This window comes from Uliginosibacterium paludis (genome assembly GCF_039631355.1).
In the GTDB taxonomy this organism is placed as follows: domain Bacteria; phylum Pseudomonadota; class Gammaproteobacteria; order Burkholderiales; family Rhodocyclaceae; genus Uliginosibacterium; species Uliginosibacterium paludis.
In genome coordinates this window covers 402301-419526 of the sequence record NZ_JBDIVF010000003.1, presented here as the reverse complement: position 1 = coordinate 419526, position 17226 = coordinate 402301, and the positions used below count along the sequence as shown (strand labels likewise).

10 protein-coding genes are annotated in these 17226 nt (G+C 58.6%); all 10 read right to left on the bottom strand.

The genetic code is table 11. The features are described 5' to 3' along the window. Positions 1-24: 24 nt before the first annotated feature. Positions 25-1443: a hypothetical protein gene (locus tag ABDB87_RS10700; protein ID WP_345926786.1), complete on the bottom strand. Its 1419-nt coding sequence runs from the start codon at positions 1441-1443 to the stop codon at positions 25-27. 13 nt (positions 1444-1456) lie between these two features. After that, entirely contained in the window at positions 1457-5833 is a 4377-nt protein-coding gene (locus ABDB87_RS10695; protein WP_345926784.1) for an Eco57I restriction-modification methylase domain-containing protein, read from the bottom strand. Further along, positions 5830-7848: a DUF2075 domain-containing protein gene (locus ABDB87_RS10690; protein WP_345926782.1), complete on the bottom strand. Its 2019-nt coding sequence runs from the start codon at positions 7846-7848 to the stop codon at positions 5830-5832. Before ABDB87_RS10690 ends, ABDB87_RS10695 begins: the two co-directional genes overlap by 4 nt. Then, the gene (gene drmD, locus ABDB87_RS10685) at positions 7845-10973 is read right to left on the bottom strand and encodes a DISARM system SNF2-like helicase DrmD (protein WP_345926779.1); all 3129 of its coding nucleotides are present in this window, start codon (positions 10971-10973) and stop codon (positions 7845-7847) included. The genes ABDB87_RS10690 and drmD overlap by 4 nt, the downstream gene beginning before the upstream one ends. 224 nt (positions 10974-11197) lie before the next feature. Beyond that, positions 11198-12244 carry a DNA cytosine methyltransferase gene (locus ABDB87_RS10680; protein ID WP_345926777.1) on the bottom strand — a complete coding sequence of 349 codons (1047 nt, stop codon included), beginning with the start codon at positions 12242-12244 and terminating at the stop codon, positions 11198-11200. A 681-nt stretch (positions 12245-12925) separates the two neighbouring features. Continuing rightward, positions 12926-13690, bottom strand: coding sequence for a metallophosphoesterase (locus ABDB87_RS10675; protein ID WP_345926775.1), 765 nt, complete (start codon positions 13688-13690; stop codon positions 12926-12928). Beyond that, positions 13687-14172: a hypothetical protein gene (locus tag ABDB87_RS10670; protein WP_345926773.1), complete on the bottom strand. Its 486-nt coding sequence runs from the start codon at positions 14170-14172 to the stop codon at positions 13687-13689. Before ABDB87_RS10670 ends, ABDB87_RS10675 begins: the two co-directional genes overlap by 4 nt. Further along, positions 14169-14990: an HAD domain-containing protein gene (locus tag ABDB87_RS10665; protein ID WP_345926771.1), complete on the bottom strand. Its 822-nt coding sequence runs from the start codon at positions 14988-14990 to the stop codon at positions 14169-14171. The genes ABDB87_RS10670 and ABDB87_RS10665 overlap by 4 nt, the downstream gene beginning before the upstream one ends. After that, entirely contained in the window at positions 14987-15934 is a 948-nt protein-coding gene (locus ABDB87_RS10660) for a hypothetical protein (RefSeq protein WP_345926769.1), read from the bottom strand. The genes ABDB87_RS10665 and ABDB87_RS10660 overlap by 4 nt, the downstream gene beginning before the upstream one ends. Beyond that, positions 15931-17112, bottom strand: a complete 1182-nt coding sequence (locus ABDB87_RS10655; RefSeq protein WP_345926767.1) for an AAA family ATPase — start codon at positions 17110-17112, stop codon at positions 15931-15933. The genes ABDB87_RS10660 and ABDB87_RS10655 overlap by 4 nt, the downstream gene beginning before the upstream one ends. Positions 17113-17226: the final 114 nt, after the last annotated feature.

The window sequence follows — 17226 nt, the reverse complement described above, 5'->3', positions numbered from 1 at the left end:
AATTATTTTAAAATTCTCCATTGATTACTCCTTTCGGGCGCTACCTGATGAGTTGCCGTCCGCCGACGCATCGACTCGCAAATGAAATGTCATTGAGGTATATGGGTGAAACTCCGGGATCAGGCTATGCACCTGGCCATCTCGAAACTCGTGATGAGCTATGGAAGGAAACAACTCACGTGGCACAGGTATTTTTGCGTTGGGGTTGTGAAACATAGATAGACCTTCGGCCCAAGTCTCAGTGGCTTTTCCCGGAGCGATCTCGAAGTGAAACGGCAGCGGCAAAGCTGAATTGGGGTCATGGTGGTGACAAACTCCGGAACGGAACATCAAACTCTTACCGTCACCGAAGCCTGCAAGCCTACCCATACGATTGAACTTTGACAGCGTGCCGCTATTAGAGAAGAGAACAGCACTCACATTTTCCGCTTCTGGCAGGAAGAAAAAACCCGCTTGAACTTGTGCGCCGTTTTCTTTGGTGAAATGATCAATTTTCAATGGGCTGATGGTTAACTTCCCAGAATCATCGTGAGAGAACTCATGACCGACGCCATATAGATATTGCAGTACTGCCGGAAAACTCCATGTCATCGCCTGCGGCTCATGAAAATCGGCCAACGCAAAAACAAGCGGATGGCCTTTTACGTGATCAAGCTCCCAGTAGGCTGGCTGTTTGTTTAGCTTTCCGGTTAGTGCGCTGGCAAATTTTATTGGTATCTGGTTCTCTAAAAGCCGACTAATTTCTTCTTGCGACCACAGGATGGGACCTGAGTCTGAGCGCTCTAGCGGAGCTACTTTTCCACTTGGATTGATGGTGACTGCTTCTATAGCCACCTTTTTGCCATACTTCCCCACTATGTAGTCTGGAGCGTGATGTTCGCGATCGAAGTGCAGCCGTTCTTCTTTCAGATATGCGTAAAGATAGAGTTCCCAGATGCGAGCATCGAATCCATTGCTTTGAAACTCCTTCACGAAATGTCCATCAACATCGACAAAATGACGCATCATCTCCGACATGATGCCGATGGCAGGTTGCCAATGCGGGTGTTCCAGCATCGCAGCAAAACTGACGTGCCAGCGATCCGATGGCATTTGGGGTAGGAATAGATCAACGCTCTTATGGGGCGCGTCACCTTGGGGGAATATGGTCTTGCCGGTCTGGCTGTGCTGACAAATGGCCTTCTTCAGTCGGCTTCTGGCCATACCAGGGTTTGGCATGGAAACCTTGACATCAATGCATCGAAAACGCCGCGCCTCGTCTCGCCCAAGAATGACATACCCGAAATCCTGATCTGTATAGTCGAGAGTCAAAACCCCCAGAACGCGCTCGAACGTGTCGGAGTAATACTCCAATTCATCGGTAAGCTCACCCACATAGGGGCCACGCGTCCAGTCGACGAAGGCGTTGAATCGTTCGGGTGACAATTCTTTTACGTTTCGCATCGTCTAACCTCGTTCATGGCTTGGCCCGCCAGCGGTTGCCATCGGCATGAGCTTCGACAAAGTCATCGGCCAGCAATTCGGCAAGAGCCTCATCCCATGCGCCTGGCTCCGCTCCACTGCCAGTCAGAATGGCTAGTTTGGTAAACCACCCTGTATGAGCTTCGAGCCACGTCAAGATCTGGTCGGAGGCATTTTTGCCCCATTGATTGATTGCTGACGCGCTGGGCGCGGAGCTGCTCTTGCTGGGCGAATCCCCGAAGTCGAATCCTGCTTGAACGGTTGATGCGGCCGTCTTCGTCTGTGCGGATTGCCGTCGTGAAGTACTCTTGGCTTTACGTGGACTGGTGTCATTGTGCAAGCCGGCCTCGACCTCTTCTTCATATCGCTGCTTATTCAACTCCGACAACCGTCGCAGCACTTCGACGCGCGCAGTTTCCGAGATGGTGTAGCGGATGCGATCGTTTTCCGGCAGGTAGGGTACTTCGTGGAAACCGTGTCCGAGGTCAAGATCTTCCCAGCCGTAGGCATGCACGATAGCGGTGTCCATTTCACGCTGCAATGCACGCAACCGTTCGATGCGAGGACCACATTCGGTGTCGGCATGGAAACGGTTGTAGAGTTTTGTCAGGCCGATGCGATCGGTTCGCATGACTTCAATGCGTGCTTCGTGCAGCTTTTCTCCCAAACCATCAAGAGAGTCGTTTGATGCGCTGCCGAAACTTTCAGGGAAGGCGAACGGCTCAAGCGCATCCGTCTGGCTGTATCGTAAATCGCTCTTGAGGCGAGATGCGTGCTGCCATGCGAACACAGCATGAACGTTGGATTGCAAGAGAGAGAAATCTCTCCCCCGACCGAGCGAGAACGCGACAGTCGCATCAGAGAATACGATGTTGGAATCGACGAACGAGAATGCCAGCGTTTTGCTGACGCGCGTTATTGCCAGCACTCGCGCTGGCTGGCTCCGGTCGGGCGACCAGTTATCCGGGTGCCGTACGAAATGGCGGCCACGCCCGATGGCGTGGTAAAGCTCAGATCGTGCTCGGAGAAACAACCACCACTTCTCTCGTGCGCCCTTGTCCTTGTTAGCAAGGCGCTCGGCCTTCACGTTATCTTCCAGCCATTTGTAAGGCAGGGTGTATGTCTTCGCCTTCGTTTCCGGCCAATCCCAGAAGTTGATGACCCAGCGACTCGGCTTCTGTTCTGGGTCTGAATTGAGGTCGTCACCGTTGATGTAGGGAAAAATCACTTCGGCGTTCTTCGGATCGGCATCCAGCATCGTGCTCGCCTGATCAGGCAGAAGCACGAAGCCCATGCCCAGCACGATTGACCCTTGATACGCCAAACCTTCGTTCGTTTTCAGCCGTTCTGGACTCCACTCCTCACGATCGGACAGGAAGGCCGATATGAAAGGAGCCGGTCGCCCGAGTAGCGAGCGTTCGCCTAACCACTCGCCTTTGTGGACATGAACACGACTGGTAACGACCGCAGCCTTTCCGGGCCAAGGTTCGTTCGGGTAGGCCGCGTGGATGACGGCACCAGCTCCCACCATGGCCTCCAGGCCGACCTGTCGCGTGTCACCTTCCGCAATGGTGTTGACTGCGAGTAGTCCGAAACCGCCGCCATCGCGCAGTAGGGCCCATGAACGCAGGAAGAAATAGGCGACCAGATCCGCCGAACCGCGCCGCCCTTCGGCGATGTGCGCCACCAGCCAATCACGGAAGGCCGTGCCCGCGACTCCGGTAATGCGCTGTCCGCCCAGAAATGGTGGATTGCCGACCATGCCGTCGAAGCCTCCGCGTTCGCGAGCGAACACCTCCGGAAACTCCAATGGCCAATGGAAAGGCTGACGGGCCGGCTTGTCGGCAGGTAGATCGGTCGAGAGCGTGAGGAGGGATCGTCTGCGAATGGCATCGAGTGAGCCCGGACTGCCATCGACTGCTTGGCCAGCCAGAATCGCAAGCGATGCAAGCCCAGTTTCTATGGCAGAAGTATTGAGTCCTGATGCGAACACATCGCCAATAAACGCATCAGCGATGCTTTCCGGTACTTCGAGTCTGCTGCGAGCATCCGCATCCAGATGGGCCATGGCTTCCACATCACGGATATCGCGGATGGGCATCTCACGTAACTGCTGCCGCAGTTCGATGGCCTCGCGCACGGCCCGCTCGATATTCTGGCCAAACAGACGTAGTTGCCCTTGACCGGTAGGGTTCGTCGAAAGCTGGGTCAGCTGATCCAGCCGATGAATGCCCAGCAGACTATTACCGCAGCGCAGGTTATGGTCGAGAAAGCCAAAGGGGCGCCCCTTGGCCAGTGTTACCAGCCAGATCGAGAGTTTGGCCAGTTCGACTGCCAGCGGGTTCAAATCGACGCCGTACAGGCAGCGCTCGGCGATGAGACGGCGCGCGATCACCGTGCGAGCTTCGCTGTCGCGGGGCAGAGGCTCCTTTGTTGCTCCGGCATCCAGAACCTCACCGTCCACGCTCACGGCCTTGCCCAAGGCTTCGACCAGTGCCCATGACTCGACGAGGCGATCAGACAGCCAGCGGCAGGCCTGCACCAGGAATGCGCCCGAGCCCATGGCGGGGTCGCAGATCTTGAGGTCGAGCAGTTCGGCGGGAGATTTCAGCGCCCACAGTTCTCGCGGCGTTCCCTCTGCCGGGCCGACATAGGCCACAGGCGTGAGGGTCTCGGCAACGATGGCTTCGGTCAGCGATTTTGGGGTGTAGTGGGTGCCGGTTTCGCGCCGGTCGGAGCCGGTGGTGACGATGAAGGCTCCTGCGGGATACACCAGTGGATAGCCCCATGGGTCAGTGCGCAGCAGATGGGCATAGGGTTTGACGCGGTCGCGGAGTTTGGTGTCACCCTGGCATGCGGTCAGCAGGTGCTCGGCAAGCATGTCATCAACGGGTCTAGCGAGGTCATTCGCAATTGCCGATGCCGCTCGTTTGATCGCTTTTGGAGATGACAACGTTTCGACGAGAATCTGCTCACCCTGAATCCTAAGCTGCTCCAACTCGTCGAAAGTAAAGACGTTTTTCTTTGCATCCTTTCCGAATGAGAGATCCAACGTCACCTCTTCGGTACGCTTGACGGTGCGTTCGAGCAGACCTTCGTACACATAGCCGATCTGTTCGACATCCAGTGCGCGATAGGACAGCGTGCGGCCTTGGAATTGCTGGATGGCCTCAAGCAACAGCAGCACGGTGCGGTTATCGATGGGCAGTGGCTTGGCTGCATCGCTGCGCCAGTTGGAGCCTTTGGCCCGACCTTCGAGGAAGGGGAAGCGGTCGGGATCGAACAGCGAGCCGCCCAGTGCGGGGAGGCGCAGATTCTCGTGCTCAATGCCGCCGAACACCGCGCGGAAGATCGCCAGCAGACGCGACCAGGCATCCCAGCGGCGCTCGAGGATCTCCTCGGATTCCTTGCGCAACTGCATGCGCAAGGTGGAGAGCGCATAGTTGGCTTCGTAACGCTCGTCGCCCATCAGCAGCAGGCCACGCTCTTCGGCGGAGAGCAGGAACACCAAGCGCATCATCACCGTCAGCGCGGCTTCATACAGCTCGGGTTCCTTGACGTCGTGCAGCAGCTCGCGGTTGCGATCCTGGTCGGCCTTGTCGAGGGTTTGAATCAATACCTCGACGGCGCGGCGTACTTGCTCGCCAAGGGCATCGGTGACTTCATCCTGGAATTTCAGTGAGCGATCGAACAGTGCAGGCAGTTGTTCGGATTCATCGACAAAGAAGCGACGAATGCCGAGCAGATGCACGAAGGCCTGCAGAGTGATGGGCTCTTGGCTCCAGAGGCGGGCATACCAACTGGCAAAGGTGCTGACTGCACCCACGGGGGCATCCACCAGCATCCAGCGCTCGCCGTTGGTCACCAAGCCGAGGCGGCAGCCCAGCGCGCGGCACAGCGTGACCATGCGATCGGCAGGTGTGGCGGCCCAGCCGTTTTGCTTCAGGGTGGCATCGAGATCGACATCCTGCGCATAGGTCTGGATCAGCAGCAGCGGTTTGTTGGCGCGCTGCTCATCGATCACCGCAAGATCAGGCGACAGCGTCACGCCATGTTCGGGCAAGCTGGCGTTGAGGTTGGCGGCGCACCAATCGGCGCGCTTGAGGACATCGCCTTTACCGTCTTCGTCGAGCTCAAGGCCACGCGACAGTACCTCATCAATCCACGCCACGTGTAACTCAGCGAATTGCGCGTCTTCCAGCTCCAGCGCTTCGCGCCATTCCTCATAGGCTTGGCGCAGACGTTTGCGTTTGGCAGCATCAAGTTCTTCCAGCCCTTGCGGAAAGGCTTCCTTCAGAACGGGAACAGCGAGGAAAGGGCCGGAGATCTCGATCAGCGACAGCCAGTCGTGGTGAAGGTCGTATTGGCTCATGCCTGAGCTCCTTGGAATTCTTGTTGCAGCTCGGGTACTCCTGCCGCCTGTAGCAACTGCGCAGTACGGTCGAACCTAGTCGGGTCGAGGGTCGTGTCGTCTGTTCTGCCTCGGGGAACCCAGATGATCATGCCAAGTCGTGCTCGGGTGAGCAGGACACGATAGCGATTGCGTACATAGGTGCGCTCCCCATCTCCGCGCACCTGATTCCAAGCACTGCCACGAAACTTGCGGTACTCCCAGTCGCCGGGATTGGATGGGGTCAGATCGCCGCCCCAGCACAGTCCAACCCAGTCGAGCTCAAGTCCTTGGCATTCGAACTCGGACGCTGCTACTTCGAGAGCGTGGCTCGAACGGACATCCGTGGGGGGCATCAAGAACCACTTCTCGAACGAGTAGTCCAGACGGAAAGCGCTGGAGCGCTCGAGACCATAGGCTCGCAGGCGTTGATCCTCCGAGGTGGCAATCAGGCCGGCTCGCTGTCCGTTCCCCGGCTCGCTCCTGGCTCGCAACCAGGCTTTGGCAACGTCGAGGTCGCGAGTAAAGTGGAGCGGGAACTCCCGGTGATCAGGCACGAGTGAGCGAGCGCGTTCGGTATCGAGCGTGAGCACTGCGTCGACCCACTCAGCAAGTCGTTGAGCTCGAAAGCTCCGCACCCCGACACTCAGATGCGCCAGGGGCTCCGGCCTGAACTCGATGCTGGGAGGAACACCATCACCGAATAGGCGGTGTCCGGAGACGCTGGCGCCGCCGGAGACGACTTCGGGAGAGGCGACGACGCGCCAATGGGGGCGAACGGCAGCGGCACGCCCCCATTCTTCCAGCCCCGCCTCTCCCAGAAAGATTTCTTGCCCCCCACCAACCAGGGCGATGATCACGGCCCATCCATCAAGGCGATCCATCACATCGAAGAGTTCGGCCGCCTCTGAACGATCCACCCCTTGCTTGCGCTGCATTTGCTCAGGGTTCCAGGCACGCTGTGCTTCGTCGAATACGATGACATGCTCATGAGGGAGTGCCGTGAGATGCTCGCGGTGATAACGCAGGAACTGGTGGACGTTCTGTATGAAGGTCGAGACTTCATGGGCGCTGTCTTGGCGCCGACGCCCTGCGCGCTGTTGGCTCAATACCAATGCTTCGCGCACCACTTTGACCAAGGGGCCGTTGCCAGATAAGAAGATGCCCGAGGGACCGCCTTCTGCGCGCAGAGAGGGGTCATGAACGACATTGAGCCCAGTCAGCGTCTTGCCAGCGCCCGGTACGCCCGTGACGAAACACACGTAGCGCCGGTTCTGCGCTCGTGCTTCTCGAATCACCTCCGCCAGCATGTCGGTCGTCGCGTCTAGATTGCTGGCGTAGCTGTGGCTGATCTCTCGAACGTCGTGGTTCTCGTAAAGGCGCTCGGCGGCCTCAATTACCGACAGCGTGGGGCGGTATGGTGCGTCGGCCCAGGCGTCGGCATTGATGGGCGAGGCACCGGGGACGTGCAGCGCCCTGTGAGCAGCGAGCAATACAGAGAAAAGGTCTTCAGCATTCGCAAACCTGATAGGTGCAACATGCGAACCTGAAGCCAGGGACGAGCCCACGACACTTGGCGCGGCCGTGGAACAGAGTACCGGTACGATCGTGTGCCCGGCGCTACCGCCGTGGAAATCACGGAGGTTCAGGCAGTAGTCCTCCACCTGCCAGCGAGACGAGGCATCGTGAGCGGTCGCTCCGACCTTGAACTCCACAACCAGAATGAGATCGTCGGCGAGCAAAACGGCGTCGGGGCGCTTCTGTCGGCGTGGCAACTCATATTCGAGGATGAGCTGCCACGCCGACGCCTCGTGCCGTTCCATCAGCTCCTGGGCGCAGCGCTTCATAAGCGCGATCTGGAGCTTCCACGTCTCGATTTGAGTCGTCCGCGTGCTCTGGACGCCGGTCGAACTAACCGAGTCAGTGAGCTCCCCCAGCAATTGGGAGTCATCAGCAATGACGAAACCGGATAGCGAGTATCGAACCCCACGACTCATCTCGTGCAGTCCTCCGGCACGAGGAAAATCACCGCGACCGGGAAGGTGCGGTCGTTCAGTTTGGCGTAGCGGGCTTCGATGGCTTCAGCCTCTTGCTGGCGCTCGGCCGGAATGCGGGCAAGACGCGCTTCCAGTGCGGCGGTGTCGCGCCTGAGCTGTGTTCGTTCGTCTTCAGTGAAGAGCGATAACTGCGACGGTTGCTGATCTTTTTTCAGTTCTGCTTGAATGGCTCTTTCAAGCTCATCGAGCACGGTACCGATGTCAGCCATTTCCTGCTGCTTACGGGATTGAAGGGTGTTGGTGAGGAACTTGAGGCGGTCTTTCGAACGGGCATCGACAGCCTGCAGGATGGTGCTCTGTGCACGGTCGAAACGCACACGGATGGCATCGAACAGCGAATCTGCGGCCGTCAGTGGCTTGGCCTGATCCAGCCATTGCTGGACTTTGGTGACGCCATCCTCACGACGGAAGGATTTGTCGCCCAGGTAGCCTCCGGCGACCGTCAGCTCTTCGTGGAGGCGATGATGGTTGCCACCCGTGACGACCAACCGCGAGATGACGACCACGGTAGGCCCGTCGATCAGTGCGTCCGGCACCGAACGCACGGTGACACGATGCAGCTTCTTCACATCGTCTTGTGCCCAGACTTCGGCGCGCAGCAGGCGCAGACACATCTGCACCAGCCGGTGGTTGAGGTGAACCAGCACCACGTCGTCACGCCCGGTGGCGACGGCATGGTCGAAGGTGATGGGTCGAATCTGCAGTGTGTGGGGGTGACGCAAGCCTTCGAGGCAGCGCGCCCACGAGCCCGACAGCGCAGGCATCTTGAATACGGTGCCCGCCGGAGCGTCAGTCAAGTCGAAAGGCTCGAGAGGTGGGCGGCCTGCCAACTCAAGGCCCATCTTGACCGCCATGAGGATGTGCTCTGGCGTGAGGTGGAAATCCTGCTGCGTGATCAGCAGCCGTTCGTGCAGCTTGGCGACACGATCTTTCAGTTCGCGCTCAGCGCGCACGAAGCGTCTTGCCTTGGCGATCTTGGCTTCTGCGAGACGGGTGTCGATGTCTTTGAGCGTGCCTTCGATCAGCCCCGACATCTGCGGCGCGATTACCGGGTTGACGCTACCCATGTCCGCACGCATGGATTCGAGTTTGCGCAGCGCCCGAATGATGTCGTCGCCGTGACCGCCAATGGTTGGTTTGCCTTGTTCTCCACCATCGACGGGGTGCCAGATCAGGACTTCCTTCTGGCGCTGACCGTGTCGGTCGATACGACCGTTGCGCTGCTCCATCACATTGGGGTTGTACGGGATCTCCAGATGGATGAGGCAGTTACAGTGGTTCTGTAAGTCGATACCTTCCGACGCCGCATCTGTGGCCAGCAAGATGCGAACAGCTGAATCCTTGGGGGAGGTCTGGAAGGCCGCTTTGACTTTCTCACGTTCGTCCTGCGCCATGCCGCCATGAAGGATGGCCAGTCGATCGCCACCGAAATCGTGGCTGGCGAGGATTTCGTGTATCCACTGGTGGGTAGTGCGGTATTCGGTGAACAAAATGACCCGGCGCTCGTTCCACTGACCGTCGGTCTTGAGGTTGGCCGTGAGCCAGTCGAGGATCGCTTTGGCTTTGGCGTCGACCTGGTTCTTGGCGGTCTGTGCCCAAGATCTCAGTTCGTTCAGCATCTGTTGCTGCTCTGCTGTCAGCGGTTGCGCGCGACGTGAAGCTTCCTCGACGGCCTCGGACTGGGCGTTTTCGACCTCCTGGTCGTTGGCGTAGTCTTCTTCGACCCGCAGGATGGCTTTGCGCAAAATGCGGTCAGCCATCGCATCCTTGTCCTTGCGTTGGCCACCATTGGCCAGACTGGCGATGTGCTTCTCAAGCGTGGATGCGAACGCGGCGGGAGAGGAGAAGAGACGCTTCTTGAGCAGTTGGTTGACGAATGATGTGCCGAACGCATTGCACGCTTTTTCGGCGTCCTGCTCGCGGCTCGCACAATAGTCATTCAGCTTCTGGTGTATGGCGCGCTCTTGTGTGGAGTACGAGGCCAGCAGCGCTTGCAGCTTGCGCTGCGCATAGAGTGGCTTGCCTTCCGCATCGACCAGATCGCTCTTGAGGCGACGAATCATCACCTGACTCAGCTGCTTTTCATCTGGCAGGATGTTTCGGGCGAAGCGTTGATCGTCGAGCAATTCGAGCAACGATGTGAAGGACTCGGTGTAGCCGTTGTGCGGGGTGGCCGTCAGAAACAGCCGATGCTGGAAGTGCGGGCTGATGGAGCGAATGAAGCGCGTGCGCTGGCTCTCCAGCGCGTAATTCGCTCCGGCAGCGGGGGCGATGTTGTGTGCTTCGTCGACGACGAGCATGTCGAATTTGCGCGGATAGCTGGTATGCGCTGGCAAAACATCGCGCATGGCACGCAGCCCTTCGCCGCTCTTGACCCAGTCCATGGAGGCGATCAAGCGCGGATGCGACGTCCATGGGTTGGCGTGGATGCCGCGCTCTCGGCGCAACTGCTTGATGTAGGCCGTGTCGACGACTCGGAATTCGAGGCCGAATTTCTCCAGCATCTCGACGCGCCACTTCTCTTGCAGCGATGCAGGACAGACGATCAGGACGGTGCGGGCACGGTGCCGCAGCAACATCTCCTGGATGACGAGACCTGCCTCGATGGTCTTGCCCAAGCCGACGTCGTCGGCGATGAGCAGATTGGTGCGGGCCATGTCGATGGCACGCACCAATGGGTCGAGCTGGAAGTCTTCGATGCTGACACCACTGCGGAATGGCGCTTGTAGAAAGCCTCGGTCTGCATTGGTTGCAGCACCCCAACGAACAGCGTCTAGAAAGGCCTCGAGGGTATCGGAGTCATCCTGGCCGGTGATCGACGGTAGCCCCGCACGTTCGATGATTTGCGCGCCGGGTTCGATTTCCCAGATGACTTGGAGCTCCTCACCCAAACCATCCTCATCGATGGAGGAGAGGGTGACGGCGTTTTGCAGGGCACGTTGCCCCGCCAGCTTGGAAGCCTGAACCTCGGCCACGACCCATTGCCGGCGCCGGACTTCGACGAGCTGGCCTGGCTCTGGGCAGGATCGATAGGCGTTTTCTGTGAATCCAGCCGAGTCTCCCACGCCTGCGCCCCATTTTGTTTTTACGGGCTACATTTTATCCGCAGGAGGACACAACAAATTTGTAGATTTAGTTTGCTGGCCACGTGTTTCCACAACAATCGATTACATGTTGTTTGCTCAAACGTTGGACATCCTCACGCTCCTACAAAACCTTTACCATGCGGGGCATGGTTCGCTCTGCAGGGGAAACCAGTCACTCACCTTGAGCGCCGAGGCTCGACCTATCAGGCTTGGTCGGGAAGCGCCGCAAGGTGGGCCTTGATGCTCTTAGCAATTGCTCGCCCCAGGCCGACCGGGACGGCATTGCCGATCATCCGGCCGAGCGAAGTGAAATGCACCGGGCCATCCGGAGGAACGAACGCGTAGTCTCGGGGAAAACTCTGCAGGATTGCAGCCTCACGCAATGAGATGGCGCGATCCTGCTCCGGATGCCCAAAACGCCCATTCCCGAAGCCATAGCATTGCGTCGTCATCGTGGGGGCAGGCTTGTGCCACTCCATACGACCATAAACCCCCGGGTAGGTACGACCACTATCTGCCTTGTGGCAGTCGGCAACCAGCTTCTTTGGCCAGTCACGCCAAGTGCCGCCTGGTTTCGAGTGACGGATACGTTGGAGATTCTTGTCCGTCAGACCGGCAGCGACATGCAATTTGTCACCCGGGGCAGCCTCACCCGCGCTCAATGGGCGCAAGCGCCCAATGGCTTCTTTGACAGTAATGGGATCGGGATGAGTCGGCTCGATCATCTTGATCTCGCCGTACCGAGACGCCAGCAGGACCATTCGGCGACGCATCTGTGGAACGCCGTACTGTGAGCTATCCACAACGCCGAACCACACGTGGTACTTCTGTTCCCGCAGCGTTGCCACGAAATCATGGAAGACCTCGTGCTTGGCGACTGTCGGCACGTTCTCCATCGTAATGACATCTGGCGAGGTGTCCTTCACCAGTCGCGCGAAGTGATATAGCAACCCCCAGCGCCCTTCTTTCCCATCGGACTCATAGCGTTGGGCATAGGTCGAGAAAGGCTGACACGGCGCACAGCCAGCCAAAACCTTCACTTCCGCATCACCGTACAGATCGGCCACCTCGGACGAGGGCAGTTTGCTGACGTCACGCTGTAAAAACGGCGCGTCATTGTTCTGTTCGTAGGGATACTTGCAGGCGGGATCAAGGTCAATGCCTGCTGCCATGGGGAGACCCTCTAGTACGAACCCATGACTCAAGCCACCAGCTCCACAGAACAAATCGACGCAAGCAACTCTGGACACTTCACACCCTCTCCGATGAACACAGCCTCCTAGCCACACACCGGGATGCCTACAAAAACTTCCGATTTTACGCCTCTGGATGCGCTTTCCAAACACCAGGACAACCGAAACCAATACTCAGCTTCGCGCTTCCCAAGCATTCGACACACCCTATTGAGAAACAATGCAGATCAAGTCTCTTCGGCAGCTAACTTCATGTCATTGAGCATGTATACGAACGTCGGCTTGATGGCAGCTGAGGATTGAATGTCCTCGACCAGAACCCGCTCCCCTCTGAGCTCTTTTACGACGAACCGCTCAGCCGTCTCGTCCTCCGACTGTGGTTCTGCAAATTTGACTATTGCCCCAACTCCGATCATTGCAACTCTCCCATGCCTCGTCCCCTCACATTGTGCCGCAATACCGACGACATCAAACGCGAGTCGCCCTTGCGACTCGGTGAGCTGGTCGTGACGCCTTTGTTCTGTTTGTTGTGTTGCTACCCTACGGGATGAGCCGATGCGCAGATGAATGCGCATCGGGCGGGCAGGAAAAGGCGTGTGACGGCTTTGTATCTTTGTTGGCTTGTTTTTCGGCAGCCTGCGGCAGCCAAAACCCGAGGCGTTCGCTCTGTGGCAAAGCCTTGTTCTCAACAATCAGGAATCCCGGGCTTCATGATCAAGCCTGTGTGCCTGTCCATGCTCACACCTCCACAACGAGACCAGGCTTGAAATGGCCATTCTCGCGCAGCCGCTCGAAGCGCTCATAGCCGGCGGGATTTGCAAGCACGCGGGTACACCCCACCTGATAGTCCAGCGATGCGTGGCTGTGCCCATGAATCCACAGCGCAGGCTGATGACGTTCGATCAGCCAGCTGAGATCGCTCGCAAAATATGCCGAGATCGGCTCGCGCTGGTGGGGGTCGTACGGCAATACCGACTTGGGGTGCGGCGCATGATGGGTCACGACCACCGTCGGGCCGTCGAAAGGCGTTTGCAGTGCCTCGGCCAGCCAATCACGCGCACACTCATGCCAGCGAATCATCTCGACCGGCTCCAGACGCAGATCGCTTTCGCGATCCATGCGGATGGCACGGAAGTCGTACAGGCAACGCTGTTCGGCCAGCACTGAGGCGCGATCACCCCACAGATTGCAGTCGGTCCATAGCGTAGCGCCGAGAAAGCGCACGCCCTGAATGACAACCTGACTGCATTCCAGAAAAAGCAGGTCCGGCCTGGCTGCCGCACGCAGTTCATCCATCAGGGGCAGCCAGTGCTGGCCATAGCCTTCATGATTACCTGCCACGTAGATGACCTGCCGCCCCTTGAAGGCGCGACGCGCCCAGGCCATGCCGCGTACACCGGTATGGATATCACCGGCCAGCACGACCACATCGGCCTCGACGCCAGTGGGCACCTCCCACTGGCTGGATTCGAGGTGCAGATCAGAGAGAATCCAGAGTTTCATGCCTCGCCTCGCAATCTTCGCTGTCCCTGCGGACTCTGCAACCGCTCCCACTCAGCCTGCGCCGCCCGCCGCCGCGCTGCGAACTCAGAGAAGCTCAGCGCACCTGCCGGTGTGTGCTCAGCACAGCGTACCTGATGCCAGCCGCCCGCCACCACGGTCGCGCCGGGCGCACCGCAGACTTCGCAGATGTGGTTTGAGCGACCTGCGATCCTCGAAATCTCGTCGATCTGCGCCTCGGTGGCACGCCGTACATAGAACTTCAGACTGCCAAATTTCTCCTTCACCTGGCTGGCGACCACTTGTGGCGCGCCTTCATGGTCGGTCATGTGCTGTAGCCGGGCACAGATCGCATCCACGATTTCAAACCAACCATCTCCACAGCTGAAACCCCAGGCCATGCAGCTTGTCTGGATGGAAGCGCGCCGATCGACAAAAATCTTGGGGTAGCGCTGGCACAGCAGCACGTCGAGTTCGGGGCTCATGAGGACTCTCCTTCTTGCGGACGAAGTGGTTGCAAAACCAGGGTGCGCTGGCGCCCCACGGCTTGGGCAAGTTGAATTGCTTCAAGCCTGAAACGCACGCCCGGCAGTTCGAGCGTGACGAGCCAGTCGCTGCGGTTGGGCATGAAGCGCTGATCGTCGTCTTGCCACAGACCCGTGACGCCAAGGGCTGCGGCGTTACGAAACAGCATGTCATCCAACAGATGGGTATCCAGATGCGGCGCGAATAGCTGCAGACGCTTGCTGCGCGGATAGATGCGATAGTTCACAGACAGGTCAGCTACAGCTGAGAAGCTGTGTTTGAGATTGAGCTCGCCTTCCGTGGCGACCTCGGCCGGCAGCCTCCCCGTCTCCAGCCAGGCCTGCAGATAAGCCCAGGCTTTCTGGTCCATGCCGGTAAGTGGGTCGGTGGCGAGCAACCAAGGACAGCCGGGATTGAACAGACGCGGCATATCGTCGATGGCGACCCAGTCGCCGACCTCCACGCCTGCCGGATCGAACGCGGCGTAGCGTTCCGTATTGTCCTGCAGCCAGGCCTCGATCTCATCCTGCCGCAATGCGCCTGCCAACTTTGGCGTCACGCCCAGCATGCGTTCGGCCAGTGGCCGCAGAAAGCCCTGCAGCGCATCTTCCTCATGGGCATTGCGCCAGGAGGACGAAACGACGATGCGCACCGCTGGATACGGAGCGAGCATTTCCGCCAGGCGCGCGACATGCTCGAAGAGCCGGGCATTGCTGCGCACGGAATGGAGGACTCCGTCGAAGTCCAGAAAAATCAGCCGATGCGGTGTGACGTTCATGGGCGCCGCCTTTCTGCCCCAGCGAGTCGAACGCGCGACATTTCCCGCCCACGCCGTGCCCATGCCGCAACGTTCAAGGGTGCACGGGCGCCGGCACGCATCGACCGGCGACGTTTGGACATCACGGCATTCGGTCGGTCTGATTCCGGCTTCGCCTCACTGAGCGACGCGAGTGGCCTGATCGTGATGCTGATCGACTGCTGCGAGACTGCCTGCACAGGCGCAGCGTCTGCATGCTCATCGCCGTCTTCATCGTCATCACCCATCATCTCGTGCCAGAGAGGCGCCCCATTATTGTTGAACAAGGGCCCTGAGAACGGCACGGGGCCGCCATCTGGCTCAGGGAGACTGGCCCAGGGATCACTGCCCTCCATATCAGGCCAGCGCGCCTGGATGAAATCGACCAATCCCTCAGCCAGCCGACCGAGCTCGACCTCCTCGTTGTAGGTGCTCGTGATGAGCGGCTCATTCAAGGCGTCAATGAAAGCCTCTCCAAAGAGGTCTTTCGGGGTGAGCTGCATGACGGCGACGCCCAGGTCCCACATTTGAGTAGGCGTGCAGTCAGGCTTGGCCTGGAAGTGTTTCTGCAGAATTTCAGGGATATCCTGTGCGATCTCGGAGCAATGGAGCTGCCAGAGCAGGCTGACCATGGGCCACCAGCCCTCTTCCTGCTCCAGGCGACGTCGGAAAGCTTCGAGCGGATCGTCTCCACTGCCAACCAGCGCCGCCTCGATCAGTTCATTCATCCAGCGCCGGATGTCTTCACGCTGTCTCTCGTAATGTGTGAGACAAGCATCGGCCACGAGTTCAATATACAAGCGGGCCAGAGGACTCACTTCCGATAGTGAGTTTCGGTATCTATCGATCCGCTGGCGCAGACGCATCAGAAAACTGCACTTGTTGAACCCCGGAGGATAATCAACCGATTTCATTGAACGAGTCATTGCGCCACCTCCGAATCATTCGGCCAGATGAAACCGATGGCGCGCGTCGAACCGCCGCGCCTCGCACTACGCACTCCTTGAAAGCCTGACGCAGCACCACGCTCAGTGCCACCCACCAACTTGAGCACCGCCTCCTCGAATCTCAATCCATCGGTCTTGCTCGTGACCGCATTCAGAAACACCACCCGCAAGACTCGCTTGATTTCGCGAGCACTGAAATCCAGCAGACGCTCAACATCCGCACCCAGCAATTCCGCCGGAAAACGCTCTGCCAGCCCCATTCCCTGCGCCGTCTGCTGATACAGGCGCTGAATCAGGCCGGCGTACTGCTCGCGCGACGGCAACGCAATTTCGAAGTGATGAAATCGACTCAACAAGGCGGGCTCAATCTCATCGACCTCATTGGCCGTCAATAGCCAATTCACGTGACTGGTGTCGAGCGCCACAAATGGCACAGAGCGATCCCGGAAAACCCGTGCGGTGTGATTCTCAAAGAGCTGATACAGCCCGCCCACGGCATCACGATTGCGGTCAGAGACCTTGTCGATCTCGTCGAGCAAGAAGATGGGATTGGCAAACGGCCCTTCGACAATTTCCTCAAAAACCATGCCCGGCCGACTGCTGCCCCAGCCTTCATCCACTCCGCTAATCTCAAAGCCACTGCTTGCCGCCGACATGCTGGAAATTCGCAACGGCAGACCCAGCGCCTGGCTCAGAGCCATCGCATAGTCGCTCTTTCCAATGCCCGGCGGCCCAGAAAAAAGCAATCGCAATCCGCAGATCGCCCGCCCCTGCTCCATCGCCAGGACTGCTTCGCCAATCACGTACTCGGTGACTTCGAGGAAGTTGGGGTGACTGGTCTTCAGAACTTCGAGCGCTTCGAACATCGCGTCGGACGGCCAAGCCCCCAGAGAGCGCTCGGGACCACGCTCGATAAGTCGCTCGATCATGAGCTTGCGGCGGGGATTCTCGCGCTTGCTGTCTTCGCCAGGCAGAGCATCAAAGCGCTCCAGACCACGATGGTCATAAGCGATGACCTTGCGTGGAGATGCCTGAAGCGGTGCCAATGCAGAGGGTTCGACAACAACAGCCGGGCGCATGGCTGCGACAAGCTGGCGCAACGCAAACAGCCCTGAAACGGGAGACCCATCCGAGGAAAGTAGATCGATAGGCGTCATGCTGGCCTCACGCTAAGTACATGGGTTAAGTTTTTTGAACTTCACACATGTAATCTAGAACACACCAGACACCCACGTCAATACATGTTGTGCTAAATTAACATCACCCCACAA

Coding starts and splice junctions, on each gene's coding strand:
- ABDB87_RS10660 (WP_345926769.1), bottom strand. CDS start 15,934: ATGACTCGTTCAATGAAATCGGTTGATTATCCTCCGGGGTTCAACAAG.
- ABDB87_RS10675 (WP_345926775.1), bottom strand. CDS start 13,690: ATGAAACTCTGGATTCTCTCTGATCTGCACCTCGAATCCAGCCAGTGG.
- ABDB87_RS10665 (WP_345926771.1), bottom strand. CDS start 14,990: ATGAACGTCACACCGCATCGGCTGATTTTTCTGGACTTCGACGGAGTC.
- ABDB87_RS10690 (WP_345926782.1), bottom strand. CDS start 7,848: ATGAGTCGTGGGGTTCGATACTCGCTATCCGGTTTCGTCATTGCTGAT.
- ABDB87_RS10655 (WP_345926767.1), bottom strand. CDS start 17,112: ATGACGCCTATCGATCTACTTTCCTCGGATGGGTCTCCCGTTTCAGGG.
- ABDB87_RS10670 (WP_345926773.1), bottom strand. CDS start 14,172: ATGAGCCCCGAACTCGACGTGCTGCTGTGCCAGCGCTACCCCAAGATT.
- ABDB87_RS10700 (WP_345926786.1), bottom strand. CDS start 1,443: ATGCGAAACGTAAAAGAATTGTCACCCGAACGATTCAACGCCTTCGTC.
- ABDB87_RS10695 (WP_345926784.1), bottom strand. CDS start 5,833: ATGAGCCAATACGACCTTCACCACGACTGGCTGTCGCTGATCGAGATC.